Here is a 22,998-nt window from a genome sequence, read left to right as displayed (position 1 = left end):
ACTGCCAGTAAATTTGCACTTATTAAGGATGACTAGTTCATTTATTAAGTCGTTTTGTCTAATTCCTCTAAGAAGGTTTCTAATACCAAATTGTTTCTGGCTCCTTTACGAGTAATGGCTGAAAACTGAGTAATGTAGCGGCATTCAGCGGGAAGGATGGCGCGCATTCGCCCATCTCGAACCCAATGGTCAGCCACATGGTCAGGTAAAAAACCGATATAACGTCCTGTTAATATCAGAAAGGCAATACCTTCTCTATCTGTTGCTGTGGCACTGGTATGAAGAGGTTGGTGTTGTGCTTTGACCTCTGGTGTTTGGGCATAGGCTGGCAAGACAGCGTCATACTGTTTGAGTTTAGCTTTGTTTATGTCTTTATCAGACAAAGTGAACAATGGATGCTGATCGCTGCAATAAAGCTTGGATTCTTCTTCATATAAAGGACGGTAATCTAATCCACTTAACACCTTTAAGTCAGGCACTATGCCAATGTGTAAACCGCCGTCGAGCACACCTCGTTCAACTTCCGTGGGAGGTATCATTCGAATATTCACTTTGACTTTTGGCCCTTTGTCTTTAAGCCCTGCCAAAGAGTGGGTAATTCGAGTATGAGGTAGAGTTACCAAATTGTCGGTAATGCCGATGTTGAGCTCACCCTGTAAATGCTGATGGAGGGCATTAATTTGCGTACGAAAGTCTTCAATTGAAGAGAGCAATTGCAGAGTGTATTCGTATACTTGACTACCTTCGTTGGTCAGTGAGAAGCCTGAGCGACCACGCTGGCAAAGACGAAAGCCCAGTCGAGTTTCTAAATCAGAAATGGCAATACTGATGGCTGCGCGACTGATGTTAAGTTCTATTTCGGCAGCCGAAAAGCCTCCGCATTCCACAACGGTTCGGTAAATACGCAAAATGCGCAGGTCTGCGTCACTGACCTGGCTTTGAAAGCTTTTCATTGTACTCAACCTCATTTAATAACAGGCCATTTCTTAAGGATATTTAGAAGGAAAGAATATTAAGCCATTAGTTAAATAATAAGTTAACCAAGGGTTAATAAAATTAACTTTTTATAATCTATTTCGCTAGGCATAGTGAGGTCAATAGTTTGTGTGATAAGTCGATTAATTCAGGACTTTCGCAGAAATAGCTTTTATTACAACTATGATAAATGGGACATTTATGGAACTTATTGGACACATTATTGGCGGTGAAGCATCGCACGCAGCAATTCGTAAGCAAGAGGTCTTTAATCCGGCCACAGGCCAAGTGGCTAAGCAAGTTGCTATTGCGCCGCGGGCAACAGTGGAAGAGGCTATTGCAGTGGCACAAGCGGCGTATCCAGAGTGGCGAAACACACCACCGTTAAAACGTGCTCGAATTATGTTCAATTATAAAGCTTTGCTTGAAAAACACGCTGATAAAATTTGTGAATTGATTGGCGCTGAGCACGGTAAAATTTGTCATGATGCGGCTGGTGAGCTGCAACGAGGTATTGAAAATGTAGAATACGCTTGTGGTGCGCCAGAACTGTTAAAAGGCGAGTACAGCAAAAATGTTGGCCCAAACATTGATTCTTGGAGCGAGTTCCAGCCTCTTGGTGTGGTAGCGGGTATTACGCCTTTTAATTTCCCAGCTATGGTACCCTTGTGGATGTTCCCAATGGCCATAGTATGTGGCAATACCTTTGTTCTCAAACCTTCTGAGAGAGACCCTAGTACGTCTATTTTTATTGCGGAACTGCTTCATGAAGCCGGTTTGCCTGCTGGGGTTTTCAATGTGGTGAATGGCGATAAAGAAGCGGTTGATACCTTGCTAGAAGACAAGCGCGTTAAAGCGGTAAGTTTTGTTGGCTCGACACCTATTGCCGAATATATTTATAGCAAAGCCAGCGCCAATGGTAAGCGTTGTCAGGCATTAGGCGGTGCGAAAAATCATGCCATTGTGATGCCGGATGCCGATATGGACAATGTGGTGAGTCAATTATTGGGCGCGGCTTTTGGTTCGTCTGGCGAGCGTTGTATGGCACTATCGGTTGCCGTTGCAGTGGGCAAAGCAGCCGGTGATGAATTAGTCACTAAAATGAAAGCTGCGATGGCGCCATTAAAAGTGGGTGAATGCTCTGATAAAACAAACGACTTTGGACCTGTGATTACCAAACAGCACAAGGATAAAGTGGTTGGCTTTATAAATAGTGCAGAGCAGCAGGGGGCCACAGTCGTGGTGGATGGTCGTAATCCTCAGGTTGCGGGTTATGAAAATGGCTTCTTTGTTGGCGCCACCTTAATAGATGGGGTCACCAAAGAAATGGATTCTTATCAACAGGAAATTTTCGGCCCTGTCTTGCAAGTTATTCGTGTTGATTCCATGGAAGAAGCCATGAGCTTAATTAACGACCATGAATATGGTAACGGGACTTGTATCTTTACCCGCGATGGAGAAGCAGCGCGTTATTTCTCAGATCATATTGAAGTGGGCATGGTGGGGATTAATGTACCTTTACCCGTGCCTGTGGCCTACCATAGCTTTGGTGGTTGGAAGCGTTCGTTATTTGGTGACTTGCACGCTTATGGTCCAGATGCGGTGCGCTTTTATACTAAGCGTAAAACCATTACTCAGCGTTGGCCGTCGGCGGGCGTACGAGAAGGTAAGAGCTTTGCCTTTCCTTCTTAGTTAGATTTGACACTTGTCTTTTCAAGTTCAGTATCAAACGATTTCAGAGAGTCATGTTTGATTGACCGCTATTGGCCATCTGCCATAGCGGTCTTTTTTCATCAAATTACGTGAAATTGCTGTGAAGAGCCTTACTTTCACTGGGAAGTGGTGTTTTTTTGAACTAGTATGTTAGCAGCTAGTCATGTTGTTGGGTTCATTAGTACGCTATGAAGATTATTAGGTTTTTGCCAAGTGGGCTGAAAGGCTTATTTCTCTCCCTCGCTCTGTTGTTGTCAGCTTGTGCTTCTATGGATAATCAAGAGGTCTCGGAAACGGAATCCATCGCCTTTGAAGTTGAAGATAATACTGCCTATATGTCGGGTATTTTAAGCTCTAGCTTGGTGGAGCAATTAACTGCTTTTCTCGCTGAAAACCCAAATGTGACGGACTTGGTGTTAGTGGATGTGCCGGGTTCCGTTGATCAGCAAGCTACCATGGATGCTGCCCGTTTAATCCGCCGATTAGGGTTAAATACGCATATCGCGACTACGGGATACGTTCTTTCTGGCGGTGTGGATTTGTTTCTTGGTGGGGTTGAGCGATCAATTGGCGCAGGAGCAGGTGTTGGTGTTCATGCTTGGTCGGATGGAACGCGGGTGAAGGCTTCCAGTGCGAATGTGGCTGATCCTATTCATGCAACTTATGTAAACTTTTATCTAGAAATGGGTGTGCCTGAGCGTTTTTATTGGTTTTCTTTGACGGCAGCCCCTGCCGATAGAGTCTACTTTTTGTCACCCGAAGAAGTGTATGATTTTCAGCTAGCTACAAAATAAGGTCTCAATGATAACGGAGGGCGTATGGAACAAATCGAGTTATTTGCCATAGAAAGCCCTTGTCGCGGTATCTGTGAAAATACCAAAAAAGGCTTTTGCAAAGGGTGCTTGCGTAACCGAGAAGAGCGCTTTCATTGGTTTTCCTTGTCCAATGAAGCGCGTTTTCATGTATTAGAACTCTGTAAACAGCGCCGAGCACGTTTGTTAAAAGCACGCCAAGATAAGCTTGAAGCTATGTCTGACAAAGCATTGCCGTATGGCATAGAAGATGACCCTGTTGGTGATTTGTTTGTCAATTCGTTAACCGAAAATAGCTTCTAAGGCTTCGGAGAGACGTTCTACTCCTATGACTTTCATACCATCAATCGATTTTTTCGGACAATTGGCTTTTGGTACAACGGCTTTAGTAAAGCCATGTTTTGCAGCTTCACTAATACGTTCTTGCCCAGAGGGAACCGGACGAATTTCGCCCGACAAGCCAACTTCTCCTAGTACGACCAAGTCGTGCGGTAATACTTGATCACGGAAACTGGATACGACAGCTGCAATAGCGGCCAAATCTGCGCTGGTTTCTAATACTTTGACGCCACCCACCACATTTAGGTATACATCCTGATCGGCCGTTAATAAGCCGCCGTGCTTGTGAAGTACAGCGAGTAACATGGCCAAACGATTATGATCAAAACCTACTGTGACACGCCTTGGATTACCAAGAGCGGAATCATCCACTAAGGCTTGCAGTTCAACGAGTAGTGGACGAGTACCTTCCCACACCACCATAACTAAACTACCTGCTGCCGGATGATTGCTACGATTGAGGAAAATAGAACTGGGGTTTTTGACTTCTTTCAAGCCGTTTTCCAACATGGCAAAAACCCCTAGCTCGTTTACTGCCCCAAAGCGGTTTTTCATACCACGTAAGGTGCGAAAACGTGAATCTTCCGAGCCTTCTAGTAATACCGAACAATCTACCATGTGTTCCAACACTTTTGGTCCTGCCAAGGTACCGTCTTTGGTTACATGCCCAACCAGCAAGACGGCGGTTTGTGTTTGCTTGGCAAAGCGGGTCAGTACAGCAGCGCTTTCACGAACTTGCGACACACTCCCTGGTGCAGATTCAATACCATCCAAATGCATGACCTGGATTGAGTCAATGACGATGACTTTGGGTTTTACTTGTTGTGCTACATTGAGAATGGCTTCAACATTCGTTTCAGACAGCATTTTGAGGTTTTGTGTAGGTAAACCAAGACGCTTGGCACGCATGGCAACTTGCTGTAGTGATTCTTCCCCCGTTACATAGAGTGCACTTTGTTGTTGCGCAAGCCAGCACATGGTTTGCAGCAATAACGTACTCTTGCCTGCCCCTGGGTGACCACCAATTAACACCACGCCTCCTGGCACTAAACCGCCCCCTAATACTCGGTCAAATTCATTTGCTCCTGAGCTGAAGCGTGGTACATCGGCCAGATCCACTTCGGATAAGTCTTGAATACCTGTAGTCGCGCCGGCATAACCTAGGGTTCTAGTGTCTTGGCTGGCCGCTACTCGTGCTGAAGTTTTTCTGGAAGTTAGGCGTATTTCTGAAAGTGAATTCCATGCGCCACAGGCCTGACATTGGCCTTGCCATTTGGCGTAGTCTGCACCGCATTCATTGCAGACAAAGGCGGTTTTCGCTTTAGCCATTTGTTTCTCTTAATTTGCTTGTCTTGGTTAACGTCCATGTTATCACAGGGCGAATATTACTTAATGCTCGTTACAGACTTTTCCAATTAAGCGAATACAGGTCAGTACGACGGTCTTTTAGGTTATTAACCGAGCCTTCACTTCGCGTCAGTTTTAACTTATCTAAGTCCAAATCTGAGAACATGATCATCTCCGTATTTGGTGTGGTTTCTGCCATGACGGCATCGTGTGGATAGGAAAAGTCGGAAGGTGAAAATACGGAACTTTGTGCATACTGTATGTCTAGATTTTCTACTTGTGGTAAGTTGCCACAACTACCACAGATCACCACGTAGCATTCGTTTTCAATGGCTCGTGCTTGGGCGCAGCGACGTACTCGCAAGTAGCCGTTTTTAGTATCTGTCCAGAAAGGTACGAACAAAATGTCCATGTCTTGAGAGGCCAATAAACGTCCCAGTTCAGGGAATTCCACATCGTAACATATCAAAATACCGACTCGACCCGCATCCGTATCAAACACTTTTAAATCATGGCCACCTTCGATGATCCAATCACGCCGCTCGTGCGGGGTGATATGAATTTTTTTCTGTTCTTCTACTGTGCCATCACGACGACATAGGTAGCTGACATTATAGAGAGTTTCATCTTCCATTAATGGCATGGAACCGGTAATCACATTAATGTTGTAGCTGACCGCCAATTGTGACATTTCATTTTTAAAGCGTTCGGTGAAACTGGCTAAGAATCGAATGGCTTCAGTTTGATTACTTTGGTCTGGGCTTAAGCCAATTAAAGGCGCGTTAAAGAACTCGGGGAAGAGTACAAAGTCACTTTTATAGTCGGAGACAGCATCAACAAAGTATTCGACTTGTTTGAGTAGCTCATCAACACTTTCCACTTCACGCATTTGCCATTGAATGGCCCCAATACGCACTTGGGTTTTACGGGATTGTATTACTGTAGTTTCTGGCGTGAAGAAAATATTTTTCCATTCCAATAAGGTCGCATAGCCTTGCGATTTTTCATCTTCCGGCAAGTAACGTTTCATTAAGCGAGTGACCTGAAAATCGTTTGATAATTGAAAGGTCAAAATAGGATCATAAATTTTTCGCTCGCTCACTGCTTCAAGATATTCTACGGCGGTCATTTCATGAGCATGTTCATGATAATTTGGAATGCGACCACCGGCTAAAATTGCTCTTAGATTATGTTGGCGACACAGTTCTTTTCTGGCCTCATAGAGACGACGTCCCAAACGATAACCCCGATAATCAGGTGAAATCAGTAGATCCAGACCATACATAGCATCACCCATTGGGTCATTTAAGATATTTTCCTTTTGATCTACTAAATCATCATAAGTGTGTGGGTTACTGAATTTTTGATAATTCACTTGTACAGAAAGGGCAATGCCAACAATTTCACCATGATCTTCCAGACAGATCTGCCCCTCTGGAAAGTCTTTAATCAGTTTATGGATAGTATGCTCAGGCCAGGCGCCGCCAATATCATGATAAACCTTATCCATTAGGGTTTTGACTTGGGTGTAATCTTGGTTGGTGATGTTACGAATTTTTAAATGTAAATCTTCACGCATGCTGAGTGAGCCTTTATGTTCGCGATAAAATTGGATAATAACCTATTGGGTGATTGGGGTGATAACTTCTTTGAAATCCTTTCATTGCAATTATGAGCGCTAAAAAAAGAAAACCCCCGCCGGGGCGAGGGTTTGGTCTTACAGAAAAGAGTAAGATGAGATTAACTGTGTCTTACTTCTTGAATTCTGGGTACGCTTCCATACCACATTCAGATAGGTCAACACCTTCGTACTCTTCTTCTTCGCTAACACGAACACCCATGATAGCTTTGATAATCAACCAAGCTACCAAGCTGGTTACGAATACCCATAGGAAGATAGTCAATGCTCCTGCGATTTGACCGCTGAAACTTACGCCGTCGTTAGTTAGAGGCACTGCTAATAGACCCCAAAGACCAACCACACCGTGAACAGAGATAGCACCAACTGGATCGTCAATTTTTAGCTTATCTAGTGTCAAGATAGAAACCACAACGATTAGACCACCTACAACACCGATTAGCGTTGCACCTAGAGCCGAAGGAGTAGAAGGCTCAGCAGTAATGGCAACAAGACCTGCTAGTGCACCATTAAGTAGCATAGTGATATCCGCTTTACCAAATAGAATGCGAGCAAGCAATAGTGCACCGATCGCACCACCAGCCGCCGCTGCATTAGTATTTAGGAATACCATGGCGACAGAGTTAGCGTTGGCAATATCACCTAGCTTCAATACGGAACCACCGTTGAAACCGAACCAACCCATCCAAAGGATGAAAGTACCTAGTGTTGCTAGTGGTAGGTTAGCACCAGGGATAGCGCGTACTTCGCCGTTAGGGCCATATTTACCTTTACGAGCACCAAGTACAATAACACCTGCTAGAGCGGCTGCTGCACCTGCCATATGAACGATACCAGAACCTGCGAAATCAGAGAAACCAAGGTCGCCTAGGTTGAACATACCGAATACATCGTTGCCACCCCAAGTCCAAGAACCTTCCATTGGGTAGATGAAAGCTGTCATTACTACCGCGAAGATTAGGAAAGACCATAATTTCATGCGCTCAGCAACCGCACCAGAGACGATAGACATCGCCGTTGCTACGAATACCACTTGGAAGAAGAAATCAGAAGCGCCAGAGTAAATAGAACCGCCTTCGAAACCGCCGTCACGGCCAGCAAAGTCAGTTAGCGTTGAAGCCACGTCAACATCTTGAATGCCAGTTAGGAACCAAGTGCCGCCGTACATGATTGAGTAACCACATACTAGGTACATGATACAAGAGATCGCGAACAAAGCGACGTTCTTGGTAAGGATTTCTGTGGTGTTTTTAGCACGTACTAGACCTGCTTCCAACATGGCAAACCCAGCTGCCATCCACATAACCAGTGCGCCACACACCAAGAAGTAGAAGGTGTCCATGGCATATTGTAAGTGAAAAATTTGATCTTGCATGTTTCGCCCCCCTAAAGGCTTTTATTATTCGAACAGTGATTAAACGGCTTCTACACCTGTTTCGCCGGTACGAATACGAACCGCTTGCTCAAGGTTAACGATAAAGATTTTACCGTCGCCGATTTTGCCAGTGTTTGCGGCACCACTAATAGCTTCAACCACTTGGTCGGTCATGTCGTCTGCAATGGCTAGCTCGATTTTTACTTTAGGTAGAAAGTCCACAACGTACTCTGCACCACGGTACAGTTCAGTGTGACCTTTTTGACGTCCGAACCCTTTTACTTCTGTTACCGTGATACCTTGAACACCGATTTCAGAAAGCGCTTCTCGAACATCATCGAGTTTAAATGGCTTGATGATGGCAGTAATAAGCTTCATACCCACTGTCTCCTTTAAAAGTCAGTTTTATTGTCATTTCGCAGGTAGGTGTCTTTTATTCAATATGTGTGCCATATCTAAAGGAGTCCTATCTTTCTGGGCTTTGTAAGGATTTTGTCGACTTTTTGAAATTAAAAATGGCGATGAATGAGTCGAATTAGTGCTATATATTGGTGAGTGGTTTCTTTTTGGTGCGTTAAAACGGTGCGCGTGTTGAATTGAGATAGGAATTTACCGCGTATGAATTGGCTATCTAATTGCTAATTATGCAGAAAATGAAAAACCTATGCAGTACGTTTGGGAGAGAGTATTGCTTTATGTTGGTCGGTTTTTGATCAATCAACATGTTCATACGCACAGTTACGATGCATAGAATGTCTCTTGTTTGCTCAGTTACTCCCGCTTTATACTTAGTACTAATGACAAATTCACCCTTTTAAGTGACGATACTATAATGATTGATCAATTTATAAAGCAATTAGGCACTGGTTTGGAGCAAGCTGCGGATACGTTAGGCAAATTGCCCAAAGAGGAAATTCAGGCGCAGCTTCATCAAGTAGCGCAAAATACCCTCAGTAAGATGGACTTGGTGACGCGTGAAGAGTTTGAAGTGCAGGCTGCTATGTTAGCGAGATATCGTGAAAAACTCGCTTTATTGGAAGCGCGTCTAGCCGAGTTAGAGGAAAAATAAGGTCTCTATTTCCAACCCTGCTGCCATTGCTCAATGTTAGCAAGCTCTTGCCAAACAACGCGATATTGGTTTTTATTGATGACGGCTTCCAACAAGCATTCGAGTATTTGGTCGTTTTCGTCTCGAAATAACTCGGTCACAATAAAGTGTTTTTCTTTTTGTTGAGGTGTGCGAGAAGTCCATTTGGACAATAAAAGTTTGTCTGGATTGATCTGATTTTTGTTCATGATGGGCTAGAAATAGTAATTAATAAAGTGAATAAAAAAGCACTAGTTAAAACGTGATTGAGTTAAAAAGCTATAGATTAACTCAAATACGCACAACACGCCGAAAAGGATGATTCAGCGTGCCATAATTCTTAGATCAAGGAGTGATCATGAGTTTAGCAACCATATACAGTCGTGCTCGTGTGGGCGTGATGTCTCCCTTAGTAACAGTAGAAACGCATATTTCCAATGGTTTACCCTCTCTTAACATTGTTGGCTTACCTGAAGCGGCAGTGCGTGAAGCCAAAGACAGAGTCCGCAGCGCCATTATCAACAGTCATTTTGAATTTCCAACACGTCGAGTCACCATTAATCTCGCGCCAGCGGATTTGCCTAAAGAAGGTGGGCGTTATGATTTGGCAATTGCCATTAGTGTGTTGGTAGCCTCGGGGCAATTGGGTGACGTGAATCTTGGCGACATAGAATTTATTGGCGAATTAGCCTTATCCGGTGATATTCGAGGCATTTCTGGGCTTTTACCCTCTGCGATTGCTTGTCAGCAAGCCGGTCGACAACTTATTTTGCCCGAAGCGAACCAACAAGAAGCCGCTTTAGTTGAAGGAAATGCAGTTTGTGCCAGACATTTAACACAAGTGACGGCGCATTTATTAAAGCAAACCAGTTTGCCTACTTGCCTAGGACAGGCATTAGATGCACAAGAGAGCTGCCATCACTTTAATGATATGCGCGATGTAAAAGGTCAGTACCAAGCAAGGCGAGCTTTAGAAGTCGCGGCAGCAGGTGGTCATAATTTGCTGTTCATCGGTCCAGCAGGGACAGGTAAAACCATGTTAGCATCACGTTTGCCAAGTATCATGCCACAAATGACGGAAACAGAAGCCTTATCTGTGGCGTCAGTTCAGTCGGTAGCTGGACGTAAAATGGGTCGCGATTGGCACTGGTCTGAAAGGCCTTTTCGTTCTCCTCATCATTCTTGCTCGGCCGTTGCTTTAGTGGGGGGCGGTTCGATTCCGCAGCCAGGAGAAGTCTCTTTGGCACATTGTGGCGTGTTATTTTTAGATGAGTTACCAGAATTCGATCGTAAGGTTTTAGAAGTATTACGAGAGCCCTTAGAAAGTGGTGAAGTGCATATTTCTAGAGCACGTGGCCAAGTGATGTTTCCTGCCCGTTTTCAGTTGGTCGCGGCGATGAATGCCAGTAATGAAACGTATCGTGGGGAGCAAGATTATTATCAATCTGCAGCGAGTCAAAAATACCTTAAAAAGCTGTCGGCTCCCTTTTTAGATCGTATTGATCTACATGTTGAAGTCCCTCCTTTACCGTCGAATGTGTTGGTTAATGCGCAAGAAGAAGGGGAATCAAGTGATGCCATTCGACAGCGCGTGGAAGCTGCCGTAATTCGTCAACGCGTTCGCCAAGGTGTGCAAAATGCCCAGCTAAATGGACGCGAGCTGGAACGAATTTGTAACTTGAGTGAAGCGGATAAAGGCTTTATGCAGCAAGCCTTGGAAAAATTAAACTTATCTGCTCGAGCTTATCATAGGGTACTTAAAGTCGCCTTAACCTTAGCGGATTTGAATGGCACAGAAGTGAGCCGCGCACACCTTATGGAATCCTTAAGCTATCGTAAAATGGAAAAGACCTTAGGGAATCTGCTATCTGGTTGATTATTTTTTAACCAGCTTGGTTTATAGTTATACAGTAAGGAAGCGAGAAGGGCATCAATTATGATGAGGCTCTGCATACTATTACTGAGTTGGCTGATTCCGATTATGTCTGTGCCCGTGTTGGCGGATACGCGTGGTTATGATTTGGAGTTAGGGCCAAATCTATCTTATTTAGAGTACGGTGAACATGGCGATATCGAACAATATGGCTTTCTGTTTGGTGTGCAAGCCCGTTACTCTTCATACCACAGCTTTTCAGTTTTGTTGGTGGATTTAGCCTATTCCGGTGACAAGATTACGCAAAAAAGCGCTGGCAAAATAGAGCAAGTGAATAACGACATTATTAACTTTAGAAGTATGATCGGTCGAGCTTTGTATTTGGTTGATGGGTATCGAATAACGCCTTATTTGGGCTTGGGTTATCGACGTTCGACATTAGATTCCAGAGATAGAGTATCTTCGACCCTGATTGAAGGATATAAAAGTCAGCAAACTTATTTTTACAACCCAGTTGGTATTGAGTTTCAGGCGCTAGAAAGTGAAGCAGGTTGGTTGATGGGCGCGCGAATAGAATACGAGCTTGTACTCATAGCGCGAAATCGAACCCGTTTGTCTGCTGAGGAAAATTATCGTGTGATTGAAACGGATTTATCTAATGGCCGAGGTTACCATTTTTCATTAAAATTTAAACGTTTGCTAAACCAAGAAGGGGGTGGCTTTGTGATTGAACCCTTTTATAAATATTGGTTTGTAAAAGAGGCTGAAAGATCTGATTTAAGAGAAAAAACAGCCAACCACTCTTCCAATGAATGGGGCGTTTCCTTTCTTGTTGCGTTTTAAAGAAGTGCTATTTTAATCCCCCTTATTTGATTACAATTCCATTCCCTCGTTTTGATTAGCTAGACAAGCGGCTTTCTTAAGGAAGCGCTGGGCGTTTGATAATAAACGACAGACATGTGTTGGCATGATGTTGTAAAAATGGAGTTGGTAATATGGTCATCCTGCTATTTCCCTTATGGGCGGTGTTGCTCTCAGTTTGGGCGTTTTTTCAGCCACATTTGTTTGTTGATCTGAAATCTCAAATTCTTCCTTTGTTAACCCTTATTATGTTGGCCATGGGGCTGACGTTAAGTCCAAAAGATTTTAAGCAAGTGGTCAAAAACGGTAAAGCTGTTGGTGTTGGTGTGTTGTTACAATTTTTAGTCATGCCAATAGCGGCTTTCGGTGTGGCCACAATGTTTGGTTTTGATAACGAATTAACAGTCGGTATGTTATTGGTTGGTAGCGTGGCGGGTGGCACCGCTTCGAATGTTATGTGCTATCTCGCGAAAGGAGATACGGCCTTGTCTATTTCTATGACGGCCATTTCCACTTTGCTGGGTGTGGTACTGACGCCACTTCTTGTCTCACTGATGATAGGCCAAAGTGTTAATGTTCCAGTGGCGCCCATGTTGATGAGTTTATTTAAAATTGTTCTCTTGCCCGTAGCCATTGGGGTTTTAATTAATACCTTTTTACCAAACTGGGTTCGTAAGGCGGAGCCCATATTTCCTTATGTTTCTATGTTTGCCATTGTTCTTATCATTGCCATTGTGGTTGCGTTAAGTGCTGCGAAAATTGTGCAGATTGGTTTGGTCGTGGCAGCGGCCGTGATAATCCATAACAGTATCGGTTTGGTATTGGGCTATTGGGTGACAAAAGCCTTGGGCTTTGATGCTCGTGTATGTCGTACCATCGCTTTTGAAGTTGGATTGCAAAATTCAGGTCTGGCGGTAGCATTGGCGGTGAAATTTTTTACGCCCATGGCTGCGCTTCCTGGCACTCTTTTCAGCATTTGGCACAACATCTCAGGTTCTTTGCTTGCCAGTTATTGGAGTCGTCGTCCGGTTAGCAAGGAATAATTTCACATGTGCTTTAGGCTTTTCTACTAAAGAGAGTTTTTAAAAAGAGTAACTATTTAAAAGTAACTATTTAAGTGTGACTATGTAAGAGTGGTTATGTAGCTGTAGCTTCCTGAGCAGGTCGGTTACACTGTGGGTTTGTATGTCAGTCATTTACGTTGAGTCATTATGAGTGAACCTTTACCTTCTATCTCGCAGCGCATGCGAAACCTGAATGAGCGTCAGCTTGAGGCGGTTAAGCAGATCGACGGGCCATTGCTGGTGCTGGCTGGAGCGGGCTCGGGTAAAACCAGCGTTATCACGACGAAAATCGCTTATTTGATCCAAACCTGTGGATTCAAGGCAAGTAGCATCATAGCGGTGACCTTTACCAACAAAGCAGCACGTGAAATGAAAGAACGTGTGGTGGGCATGTTGGCGAAAGAAGAAAGTCGTGGTCTAAGTATTTCGACTTTCCACAACCTTGGGCTGCGAATGTTACGTCGAGAATACCGCCGCGTTGGTTTAAAAGAAGGTTTTACTTTATTTGACTCACAGGACTCTTTGTCTTTGGTGAAAGAAATTTTAGACAAAGAATTTAATGGTCAAACCGATTCGGCAGCTTTTTGTCAGCATACTATCTCCAATTGGAAAAACGATCTCATCACACCACAAGAAGCGGTCACTAATGCGGATACCGAAGAGTATTTATTAGCAGCCCAAGTGTACGCTCAATATCAGCGTTATCTGCGTGCTTATAATGCGGTGGATTTTGACGATTTGATTTTGTTGCCCGTTAGCTTACTCATGTCTGACGATGAGCTGCGTGAGCGCTGGCAAAATAAAGTGCGATATCTCTTAGTGGATGAGTGTCAGGATACCAATGCCAGTCAATACGAGTTGATTCGATTGCTGGCGGGCTTTCGTCGTTGTTTCACTTTGGTTGGAGACGATGATCAGTCTATTTATGCTTGGCGAGGTGCGCGCCCAGAAAACCTTGAGCGTTTGTCGGTGGATTACCCTAATCTCAAATTGGTAAAGTTGGAACAGAATTATCGTTCTACCAAGACCATTCTAAAAGCGGCCAACACCCTCATTGCGAATAACCCTCACGTTTACGATAAGTCTTTATGGAGTGACTTGGGACTGGGGGATAAAATTCGTGTCATGGTGACGCGTAATGAAGACGCGGAATCGGAGCGAGTGGCGGCAGAAATTCAATCTCGTCATTTACGTTACGACATTCCTTATCGTGACTTTGCTATTTTGTATCGTGGTAATCATCAGGCACGTTTATTAGAAATAAAGCTGCAGGCTTATCGTATTCCATACAAGATGAATGGCGGTACATCGTTTTTCTCACGAGCGGAAATCAAAGATTTAATGGGGTACCTGCGTTTACTGGTGAATCCAGCGGATGACAATGCCTTTTTGCGGGTGGTGAACCTACCGCGTCGTGAAATTGGACCTGCTACCTTGGAAAAAGTGGGCAACTTAGCCACCGAGCGCGGAGTCAGCTTGTTTGAAGCATCGGGTTATAAAGAATTGGAAGAAACGGTTACCGGTCGATCCTTGAAAAGCTTGCAAGACTTTGAACGTTGGATGTCGACTCTAAGACAGAGGCTACAAGGCGCTTCGCCTGTTCCTGTTATAGAGCAAATGATACATGACATGGATTATTATGGCTGGATTCAAGAACAAAGTGCCTCCACCAAGGCAGTGGAACGGCGCATTGAAAATGTGCGCTTCCTGCTCGATTCTATCCAACGCATGATGGAGTCGGCTTGGGAAGACGACGATAGTGCTGAATTGGATCAGGCAATCAGTAAGCTGTTGCTGATCGATATGTTAGAACGACAAGAAGAAGAGGAAGACGAAGACAAGGTGCAATTGCTGACATTGCATGCGTCGAAGGGATTGGAGTATCCCCACGTTTTCTTGATTGGTTGTGAAGAAGAATTATTGCCGCATCGTAACAGTATTGAAAATGATGACATAGAAGAAGAACGTCGGTTGGCTTACGTTGGTATCACCCGTGCTAAGAAGACCTTATGTATTACTTTAGCTGCCAAACGTCGTCAGTTCGGTGAAGAGATTGATTGTTTACCGAGCCGCTTTTTGGACGAGCTGCCGGAAGACGATCTGGTGTGGGAAGGCCTAGGCGACGAAGGCGAAAGTGCCAAGCGTGAGCGTGGTCAAGCTTCTCTGTCCGCTCTCAAAGCCATGTTGAATGATTAGCAATTGTCTATTATTGACTATTGTCTATCATAAACTGAATGGCGCTCTGAATTTCATCGTCACTGCAATTCGAACACATGCCTCGTGGTGGCATAGCATTAAAACCTTCAATGGCATGCTTTAGTAAGGTTGGCATGCCTTTTTCCATTCTGGCTTGCCAATCTTGAGCATTACCAAACTGTGGCGCGCCTGCAACACCATGAAGGTGACAGGCGACGCAAAAAGTATTGAATACCTTGTCCCCCGTTCTTTCGGCAAATACTTCCGTACTGGCAAAAAAGGCAAATAACACCAATGCGGTTACAAGAAACGGATTAAACTGAGTGGAAGATCTCGTTAACATCATAAGCTTTGTTGTCCCTAAATGGCTTTACTCGAAGAGGATAATGACATTATCAGTGAGTTTTACGATAAGGTAAATGTACTGGATCATTTGTCTGAGAGGATTCTCTGATTATTTCTGGTATTAAGCACTGGAATACTTCTGGATTTGCTTTAGAATACGCACACTCTTTTGCCGTTGGTCCATCGATCATGGCTCACTATGCGCCCGTAGCTCAGCTGGATAGAGCGTCGCCCTCCGGAGGCGAAGGTCGAAGGTTCAAATCCTTTCGGGCGTGCCATTTTTATCAGTCATTGAAATAAAAATATCAACTCTTTGAAATTGCCTATAATACTTGGAACTAATCTATGAATAAAAAAATTAGTGGAAGGCAAAAAGGTGTTGGCGGCTCGTGGAAGGGGTATTGTCAAGTCTGCGGGAAATTTGGAACTTTAACAAATGACCAGTTTCCCTGTTTTTACCCTATCTATATACTTTTTAATGCTAGAAAGTTTCATATGAGTCCCGCGTAGAAATTTATATTGCAAATGAAAGTTTTTTCAAATCGCTAACGAATGATGGGAGCTTTTGTTTGAGTAGGCAGTCCAAGTACTCATTTGAATTAAAAGGCGGATTTTTCAGAGATTTTCTATGTCGTTGAGCTGCGAGTAGACAGGCTGCAGAATCTAATTCGAACATGTCACTTAAGAACTCATCAGGGTGGATGGCTGTAATGCCAAAAGGTAGTCAATTGCGTAAGCAATAACTGTCCACTTCCCCATTAATGGCACAGTTCTAAACTAGAGTTTTCCAGTTTTGCTCGGTAAGCTGCCGGAGGCAGGTTACCCAAACTTTCATGTGTTCGTTCTTCGTTGTAATCCAATCGCCAGAACCAAGCCATTTCTTTTACTTGGCTAAGGCTCTCAAACAGATAGGCATCAAGAAATTCTCTACGGAATGAACCGTTGAAACGCTCAACAAAACCATTTTGTTGTGGCTTACCAGGCTGGATATAAACCAAGTTGATATTATGCGCCTCACACCAGTCGGTCAGCTTGGCTAAGATAAGCTCAGGGCCATTATCTACTCGAATTTGATTAGGTAAGCCACGCTCTGTTTTTAACTGTTCTAAAGTGCGCACCACTCGTTCAGCCGGAAGCGATGTATCAACTTCTATCGCCAAACATTCTCGTGTCCCTTCATCGACAAGATTAAGTGTTCTAAATCGTTTGCCGCAGTATAAAGTATCGTGCATAAAATCCAGTGCCCATTGGTGGTTCACTTGGTCTAACACTGCCAACGGTTGTGCAACGCGTTTTGGAAGCATACGCTTCGTTCTGCGTTTTAAATTCAGCCCCATCTGGCAGTACACACGATAAACACGCTTATGGTTAAACGGATAGCCCTTAAATCGCATACGACCAAAACACTTCCAGAATCCTGCTCTGGGAGATTTCTTCAGTTCAGCATTAATGGCCTCAATGACAGCAGCATCGGCTTTGCGCCAGTCTCGCTCTGGGCGATAGAATGTTGAACGGCCAATCTTTACAAACTGACAAGCCTTAAAAATACTCAGACCAGCTTCAACCTATACACTAACGCAATCTCGTTTATCTGCTGTCACCAGCCCTTTTTTGCGACTAATTCCTTGATCGCATGATTTTCTAAACTGACATCCGCGTACATTTTTTAAGCTTAGCGTTTTCTTCTTCGAGCTCTTTTAATCGTTTCACATCAGAGGCTTCCATCCCCCCATATTTGGATTTCCAATTGTAATAGGTTGCACTGCTGATTCCATGCTGACGGCATACATCCTCTACCTTCATTCCGGAATCCACTTCTTTTAATACCGCGATGATCTGTGTCTCTGTGTAACGTGATTTTTTCATAGTCGTCTCCTGTATTAATCATTACAGAAAACTCTAATTATGTCTGTCTCAGTTTAGGGGAAGTGGACATAACGGCTTGCTCAGTTTCTTCGTTGACTCAGTTTTTTAGATTTGGTGCTCGACGGGATTTATCAATTAACGCATCAATACCGCCTTCTTCGGCCAGCTCTTGATAACGATAAAACGTATCCCTTGATACGCCCATGACTTTACAAGCTTTAGATACGTTACCCAGTTCTTCGGCAAGATTAAGTAAACCTGCTTTGTGTTTGATGATTGGGTTGTTAGTATGAAGCATGAGAGTTACCTCTTTTTTGTTTTGAGTTAAAGATTCGACACCTTTATCAAAACGGGTAACTCTCTCTTTTTCAAGAAGATGTGTCAGATCTTGTCTGAACTAATACACCTTAGGCCTATATTTGTTCATTAGGAGCCGTTATCTTATGTTTTTGTTGATGTATAATCCCCCAATAAGTTGCCACTATAATTAGAGAGCCTCCAATTAACTGGATAAAAGTAAGAGCTTCTTGTAGAAGGATAATTGCAAATAAAGCACCAAATATTGGTTCTGTGCCCATAATTAGGATTACATGAGTTGGGGATGTTTCTCGGATCATGTGAGTTTGTAGGTAAAAAGCTAATAAAGTACAAAATAACGCTAAATATAGTGTGACTAACCAAAAACTCATATGGGATGGTACTGAGAAGCCATGTTTAGATGTTAATAGCCAACTCCCTGCAATTAACGCGACTACGAGCATCTGAATAAAAGTGACTGCCCCAGAGTCTAACTTTTTCTCCTGCATTAGCTGTTTAGTGGTTATGACGCCCACTGAACGTAGAAAAGCAGCCAAGAGAATAATTAAATCTCCTTCCATTAATTGAAAATGGTAGTCATCATTCACTCCCATTAAACCAGCCCCAATGCAGCTTAATGAGCAGGCGAATATTAATCCTAGTCGAGGGAATGTTTTAGCTATTATCGACTCTAGTATGGGGGTGAATAGGACGCATAAGCTAATGAAGAAGGCCGCGTTTACCGCCGTTGTTCTTTGTACTCCTGCCGTTTCAGATAAGAAAATAAGAAACAGTAAAACGCCTAAAATAGAGCCAACGCTTAATGTTGCTTTAGTATTATGGCAGAGGCTTTTTGTAACAACGGGTAGCATTATCACAGCCGTTAAGCTAAACCGAATAAAGATAAATGTCATTACATCAGAATAGTCTAAAACAAACTTAACAGCGGGATAGCTAGAGCCCCAAACCATAGCAACAGCCAGCAGTATCCAATCAGCTATAGTTACGTTAAACAAGCGTTTTGAATAAGCGCTGGCCGTCATTATTTTACTCTCCATATTTATCATGTAATGGACATTTCCCTGTATGGCTTTCCATGCTATCTCCTAGCCAGTACTGAGTCCAATCCTTATTACCCCCATCCCCATGAGTGGTCATATCTGGGGCTAAAGGAACATCATCATAGGCTTCGATACGCTGTCTTATTAACTCACGTATATTATCCCCTTTAGCGTTATATGGAGCGACATGCTCAATTCCGTCTCGTAACTGGAAAAGAAGAACCATATGGGAACCAATATTTCGACTATGCCGCTTCTTATGGCTTGGAGTTAAAGCCGTAATAAAAGCTCGTTTTCCCAAGAGAGAATATGCCCACTCTTCATTTTCTGGATCTGTAGGTACATCCATCGGCCAAGCAGAAGAATCTAAACGAAGAAATCCATTTAATAAGTGCCAAACTGCTTTAGGTTCGTCGTCTGCCCCCATTTCATTGCAATCAATACACAGTAATAAAGTTTTCATAGAAGCTGATTGTTTATTACGTGTATTATTGATTAAAGTAATGAATTCATTAATAGCAACGAATGATCTATTTAGATCGTCTTCGCTGAATGGATCATTTATAAAATTAATCATAATATGATCATGATCGTAAGCAGATTTTGTAAAAATGCAGGGGTAGTCCTTGTTCAAAATTCTGCTTTTAACTTGCTCAACTACCTGTTTTTTCCATGACTGGACATTATTTCTTTCTATTAAATGTTCCGCTTCTTTGAAGCTGATAAGTGGGGATTCCATTTTGTCTCCTTACAGTGAGATAGAAATTATAGTGAGTTGTGATAAACGGCAGTAGCAATCTGAATGTCCTGGACTGCGACTCCAGTTAGATCAGCAATAGTGATATCTGTCTCTTCTCTGGAAGTGTTGTTTTTTTCTAGCAACTCTCCAAGCTCTACTATTTGCTGCTTATGTAAATACCCCTTATGAATTCCTATGGCACATTCCCCTCTCTCAACACACTGCCCGATACTATCAGCCACAACTCTATCGGCTTTTGCAAATAATTTAGGGTCTAACTCTTGTTTACCTGGAGTATCTGCACCAACTGCTGTTATGTGGGTGCCAAGCTGTATATCTTTAGCCATAAGAAGAGCGTCTCGTGATGTTGTAGTAGTAACTATTAAGTTACATGAAACTGCTAGCTCAGAGATGCTATGGGCAATATTTATGTTAAAACCTTCCGCTGCCATATCTTTATGAAAACTATGGCAAGCATCTTTTCGACGCCCATAGATAACAACATCTCTGCACTTCGTTATGTACTTCAAATATGAGAGCTGAAGTCTAGCTTGAGTACCTGTTCCTATTATGCCTATTTTTTTTATATGTTTAGGAGCAAGTAAGCGTGCAGAAATCGCTCCTGCAATCGCCGTTCTAATGTCTGTAAGATATCCCTCATCATGCAAAACGGATAAGAGTTCTCCTGTGACTTTTGAAAAAACCATCATAACCCCATTGCTGGAGGGCATGCCTATTTTCGGGTTTTCATAGAAACCCGAAGCAATTTTAATGACATATTCTGAATGGTTATTTATAGCACCATATTTTATATGGACTTCTCCAGGTGGAGAGGCAAACTCCATTCCAGCAACAGGAGGAATTAGCGCTTCACCTTTTGAGAACGCAATGAACCCCTCTTCTATACAGTTAAATATATCTATATTTTCAAGGACTTTGAGAATCTCTTTTTTACTAAGAAAAATCACTGTTTATCTCCTGTTAGCTGCATGGAGTGAAGCTTTTGGTTGATCAAATGAATAAAACACTTGATCAAATTCCTGATTAAGCTCTGCTATGGCTGTTTGGATATAGTCTACGGACTTGGAATCTTGGAGGGCTAATTTGAAGATCTTTGCAATTTGAGTCATTTGTAGTGAGCTCATACCCCGACGGGTAATTTCTTGAACTCCTATTCGAATGGTTGGTTGGGAAAATGCTATGCGCCCATTCACACTGATCCCTACATTAAATAACCTATCTACGCCTTGTAAATAATTATCAAACCAACCTTTGTTGATAAGGAGTTCATGGGACGTTGTGAATATGCCATTATGAGACACTAAGCCAAGTCCTTCTGACATCATCTTTTCTCCAAGATGTTGAGCATTATTTAGCATGTCTCCAGCATACTGAGTCCCGAACTTTTGCATTTCTAAAATAGTGATGCCTAATGCAATAGTGTGATGTGTATGCTGACTAGACACCAACCCAAGAGAAATGGAGTCAGAATATCGTGCTCCTAATTCAGCATTTTTAAAAAGAACCATTGCTTTTTGTGGGCCAGGAAATGTTTTATGGGTGTTTCCTTGGATAACATCAGCTCCTTCTAATAATGGCTTTTGGAAATACCCTCCAGCTATTAACCCTAGAGTATGCGATGCGTCGTATACTAAAAGACCTTCCGGTGGAAGCATTTCTTTTAATTGAGAAACAGGTAGATTAAAAAGAGGAGTTCCGTGATCCAAAAAGACCATGCTAGGAAAGTCTTTTTTAAAAGCATTTTGAGTTTTTGTAAGGTCAATATTTAAGTTTTTTGTATCCCAAGGAATATATTTTGAATTCCTTCCTAAAGACTCAACAACATGTTTAGTGGCAAAATGACCTCCATCTTCTGGAGCAATAGAATATACAATCTGTCCAGGTTCAGTCATTGCTGCAATGGTGGATAGTGTTGCGTGAACCCCGGATACCAGCCTTAACTCAGCATGGCTAGCATTAAACATGGTTTGTACTGCAGAATGTGCCTCTAGCTCCAGTTGATGAACACTAGAGAGAGTTCGACAATTAAAACCTGCAATATGAACACTAATATCTGAACCGTTATGGCTAGATGGTGTACTTAAATGATAGCGATTACCTAAATCGGAAGAAAGAAAACTACTTGCTGTATTTGATAGGCGATTTTCATATGACGTCATATGAAGAAATGATTGGCAAACCTCTTCTTCCTTAACAAGAGAGGATAAAATTTTATTTGTCATTACTAATATCCTCTAGAGCAAGATCTCGTAACACATATTCTTTTGGGCATTCAACACCAGAAAACCCACTTCCCATTGACGATGCATAAGCTCCAGCCATGCCAAATATGATTTTATCTCCTAGATTTACATTCGGTATATGTTCATAAATACCAAAATAGTCTATTGAAGCCGGGGAGCTTCCTCGCAAAATAGTCTTGCTACTAGAGTTAATATCTGCTTTAGGTTCTAGCACAGGAAATTGGAATGATAAATTTGAAAGAAAACGATCTTGGAAAGAGGCAAATAGAGAAGCATCTAAATTAGCACCTTGTCGATTATCAGCAGAGTGTAAATTAGTTGCTGTTGCGACCAAAAATCCACAAGGTCCGACAATATAGCGACCAGGCTCCACAACTATCTTTAGGCTTGGATGTATATCTTTCATTGATTTTAAGGAGGTGATTAGGCTTTTTTCATATATTTCTTCAATGTTTGGGACATTCATTGAATCGTAATTTATGGGAGTGCCTCCACCCAAATTAAGTATTTCTAAAGGGTAATCTAGATCACAGACTATAGTGGCAATTCTTCGAATATTTTCTTGCCATGCATCTAGTGATGTTACTTGGCTACCAAAGTGATTATGAATTCCCACAATACGTACGTTGGAATAGGGGTTATTTAGTAGCTTAGGTAATGTTTTTATATCAATACCTTGCAACATACCAGAGGTGCCAAAAGGTGAGTCTATGGCAGATTGACCTGCATCAACACGAATCAACACCCTTGGTTTTATATCTAACGACTGGGACACTTTATCAATAATGGCTAACTGGGAAATAGAATCGACGACAATATATATTCCAGATTTAATAACTTCTAAAGCGTCTTTAGCAGTTAAAGAGCCTGAACAGTAAAAGCTGTTTCTTATGGCCTCTTCACTAAGAAATGAAGTAACCTCCATTAAATGTTGAACAGATGTGACTTGCATAGCACACCCTAAGTTTGCTAAATAAGGAGCTAATAGAGGGTTGGTTTTATAGGAATACGCAATCCAGTTACCGGTGCATAATCCGTCAATTGCATTTTGTACGTTATCTTTAGATTTTTTTAAGGTATCGTAACAATATACGAATGCAGGCGTGCTAACCTGTTTTAGTAAATGATTGATTTCCATTTTTCGT

Annotated in this window: 20 protein-coding genes, 1 tRNA gene and 2 pseudogenes; 9 read left to right on the top strand and 14 right to left on the bottom strand. The window is 42.7% G+C overall.

Translation table 11 applies throughout. The features are described 5' to 3' along the window. Window positions 1–44: 44 nt before the first annotated feature. Complete coding sequence (locus ABXS85_RS09115; RefSeq protein WP_353669701.1) at window positions 45–953, bottom strand: LysR family transcriptional regulator; 909 nt, start codon at window positions 951–953, stop codon at window positions 45–47. Window positions 954–1,176: 223 nt separating this feature from the next. Between ABXS85_RS09115 and ABXS85_RS09110 the strand changes: the two genes are divergently transcribed. From ABXS85_RS09110 to ABXS85_RS09100, 3 genes are all read left to right on the top strand, one after another. Continuing rightward, complete coding sequence (locus ABXS85_RS09110; protein ID WP_353669700.1) at window positions 1,177–2,667, top strand: CoA-acylating methylmalonate-semialdehyde dehydrogenase; 1,491 nt, start codon at window positions 1,177–1,179, stop codon at window positions 2,665–2,667. Between the two features lie 290 nt (window positions 2,668–2,957). Next, window positions 2,958–3,482 carry an alpha/beta hydrolase gene (locus ABXS85_RS09105; protein ID WP_353669699.1) on the top strand — a complete coding sequence of 175 codons (525 nt, stop codon included), beginning with the start codon at window positions 2,958–2,960 and terminating at the stop codon, window positions 3,480–3,482. A 24-nt stretch (window positions 3,483–3,506) separates the two neighbouring features. Further along, on the top strand, window positions 3,507–3,803 hold the full coding sequence (locus tag ABXS85_RS09100) for a DUF1289 domain-containing protein (RefSeq protein WP_353669698.1): 297 nt from the start codon (window positions 3,507–3,509) through the stop codon (window positions 3,801–3,803). On the opposite strand, the gene radA is transcribed toward ABXS85_RS09100, so the two are convergent. From radA to glnK, 4 genes are all read right to left on the bottom strand, one after another. After that, entirely contained in the window at window positions 3,783–5,168 is a 1,386-nt protein-coding gene (gene radA / locus ABXS85_RS09095; protein WP_353669697.1) for a DNA repair protein RadA, read from the bottom strand. The two genes, ABXS85_RS09100 and radA, sit on opposite strands and share 21 nt — an antisense overlap. Window positions 5,169–5,238: 70 nt before the next feature. Then, window positions 5,239–6,765 carry a carbon-nitrogen hydrolase family protein gene (locus tag ABXS85_RS09090; RefSeq protein ID WP_353669696.1) on the bottom strand — a complete coding sequence of 509 codons (1,527 nt, stop codon included), beginning with the start codon at window positions 6,763–6,765 and terminating at the stop codon, window positions 5,239–5,241. A gap of 172 nt (window positions 6,766–6,937) precedes the next feature. Further along, the gene (locus tag ABXS85_RS09085) at window positions 6,938–8,200 is read right to left on the bottom strand and encodes an ammonium transporter (RefSeq protein WP_353669695.1); all 1,263 of its coding nucleotides are present in this window, start codon (window positions 8,198–8,200) and stop codon (window positions 6,938–6,940) included. Window positions 8,201–8,239: 39 nt separating this feature from the next. Continuing rightward, window positions 8,240–8,578, bottom strand: coding sequence for a P-II family nitrogen regulator (glnK, locus tag ABXS85_RS09080; protein ID WP_013795072.1), 339 nt, complete (start codon window positions 8,576–8,578; stop codon window positions 8,240–8,242). A 454-nt stretch (window positions 8,579–9,032) separates the two neighbouring features. Here glnK and ABXS85_RS09075 point away from each other — a divergent pair, with 454 nt between their 5' ends. Continuing rightward, window positions 9,033–9,269: an accessory factor UbiK family protein gene (locus ABXS85_RS09075; RefSeq protein WP_353669694.1), complete on the top strand. Its 237-nt coding sequence runs from the start codon at window positions 9,033–9,035 to the stop codon at window positions 9,267–9,269. 5 nt (window positions 9,270–9,274) lie between these two features. Here ABXS85_RS09075 and ABXS85_RS09070 read toward each other — a convergent pair whose 3' ends face one another. Beyond that, window positions 9,275–9,496, bottom strand: coding sequence for a TIGR02450 family Trp-rich protein (locus tag ABXS85_RS09070; RefSeq protein ID WP_353669693.1), 222 nt, complete (start codon window positions 9,494–9,496; stop codon window positions 9,275–9,277). A gap of 149 nt (window positions 9,497–9,645) precedes the next feature. Here ABXS85_RS09070 and ABXS85_RS09065 point away from each other — a divergent pair, with 149 nt between their 5' ends. From ABXS85_RS09065 to rep, 4 genes are all read left to right on the top strand, one after another. Continuing rightward, window positions 9,646–11,163: a YifB family Mg chelatase-like AAA ATPase gene (locus tag ABXS85_RS09065; RefSeq protein ID WP_353669692.1), complete on the top strand. Its 1,518-nt coding sequence runs from the start codon at window positions 9,646–9,648 to the stop codon at window positions 11,161–11,163. Window positions 11,164–11,223: 60 nt separating this feature from the next. Next, window positions 11,224–12,003, top strand: a complete 780-nt coding sequence (locus ABXS85_RS09060; protein ID WP_353669691.1) for an outer membrane beta-barrel protein — start codon at window positions 11,224–11,226, stop codon at window positions 12,001–12,003. Between the two features lie 152 nt (window positions 12,004–12,155). Then, window positions 12,156–13,064: a bile acid:sodium symporter family protein gene (locus tag ABXS85_RS09055; protein WP_353669690.1), complete on the top strand. Its 909-nt coding sequence runs from the start codon at window positions 12,156–12,158 to the stop codon at window positions 13,062–13,064. A 168-nt stretch (window positions 13,065–13,232) separates the two neighbouring features. Beyond that, window positions 13,233–15,281 carry a DNA helicase Rep gene (gene rep, locus ABXS85_RS09050; protein ID WP_353669689.1) on the top strand — a complete coding sequence of 683 codons (2,049 nt, stop codon included), beginning with the start codon at window positions 13,233–13,235 and terminating at the stop codon, window positions 15,279–15,281. Between the two features lie 10 nt (window positions 15,282–15,291). On the opposite strand, the gene ABXS85_RS09045 is transcribed toward rep, so the two are convergent. After that, window positions 15,292–15,627 (bottom strand): cytochrome c5 family protein, encoded by a 336-nt coding sequence (locus ABXS85_RS09045; RefSeq protein ID WP_353669688.1) that lies wholly within the window; start codon window positions 15,625–15,627, stop codon window positions 15,292–15,294. A gap of 200 nt (window positions 15,628–15,827) precedes the next feature. Between ABXS85_RS09045 and ABXS85_RS09040 the strand changes: the two genes are divergently transcribed. Continuing rightward, a tRNA-Arg gene (locus ABXS85_RS09040) sits at window positions 15,828–15,904 on the top strand. Between the two features lie 480 nt (window positions 15,905–16,384). On the opposite strand, the pseudogene ABXS85_RS09035 reads toward ABXS85_RS09040, so the two are convergent. The 7 genes and pseudogenes from ABXS85_RS09035 to ABXS85_RS09005 form a co-directional block, all read right to left on the bottom strand. Beyond that, a pseudogene (locus ABXS85_RS09035) lies at window positions 16,385–17,492 on the bottom strand (IS3 family transposase). A 100-nt stretch (window positions 17,493–17,592) separates the two neighbouring features. Further along, a pseudogene (locus tag ABXS85_RS09030) lies at window positions 17,593–17,790 on the bottom strand (helix-turn-helix domain-containing protein); the annotation flags it as partial. A 115-nt stretch (window positions 17,791–17,905) separates the two neighbouring features. Continuing rightward, on the bottom strand, window positions 17,906–18,832 hold the full coding sequence (locus tag ABXS85_RS09025; RefSeq protein WP_353669687.1) for a DMT family transporter: 927 nt from the start codon (window positions 18,830–18,832) through the stop codon (window positions 17,906–17,908). A gap of 4 nt (window positions 18,833–18,836) precedes the next feature. Then, on the bottom strand, window positions 18,837–19,589 hold the full coding sequence (locus tag ABXS85_RS09020; RefSeq protein ID WP_353669686.1) for a YqcI/YcgG family protein: 753 nt from the start codon (window positions 19,587–19,589) through the stop codon (window positions 18,837–18,839). 26 nt (window positions 19,590–19,615) lie between these two features. After that, on the bottom strand, window positions 19,616–20,557 hold the full coding sequence (locus ABXS85_RS09015; RefSeq protein WP_353669685.1) for an ornithine cyclodeaminase family protein: 942 nt from the start codon (window positions 20,555–20,557) through the stop codon (window positions 19,616–19,618). 3 nt (window positions 20,558–20,560) lie between these two features. Continuing rightward, window positions 20,561–21,832: a hypothetical protein gene (locus tag ABXS85_RS09010; RefSeq protein WP_353669684.1), complete on the bottom strand. Its 1,272-nt coding sequence runs from the start codon at window positions 21,830–21,832 to the stop codon at window positions 20,561–20,563. Further along, on the bottom strand, window positions 21,822–22,991 hold the full coding sequence (locus tag ABXS85_RS09005; protein WP_353669683.1) for an alanine racemase: 1,170 nt from the start codon (window positions 22,989–22,991) through the stop codon (window positions 21,822–21,824). The genes ABXS85_RS09010 and ABXS85_RS09005 overlap by 11 nt, the downstream gene beginning before the upstream one ends. Window positions 22,992–22,998 lie beyond the last annotated feature (7 nt).

The sequence above is a fragment of the Marinomonas sp. THO17 genome, assembly GCF_040436405.1.
Lineage (GTDB): Bacteria > Pseudomonadota > Gammaproteobacteria > Pseudomonadales > Marinomonadaceae > Marinomonas.
The sequence above is the reverse complement of the archived record's forward strand: the minus strand, read 5'-3'. Positions and strand labels throughout refer to the sequence as shown.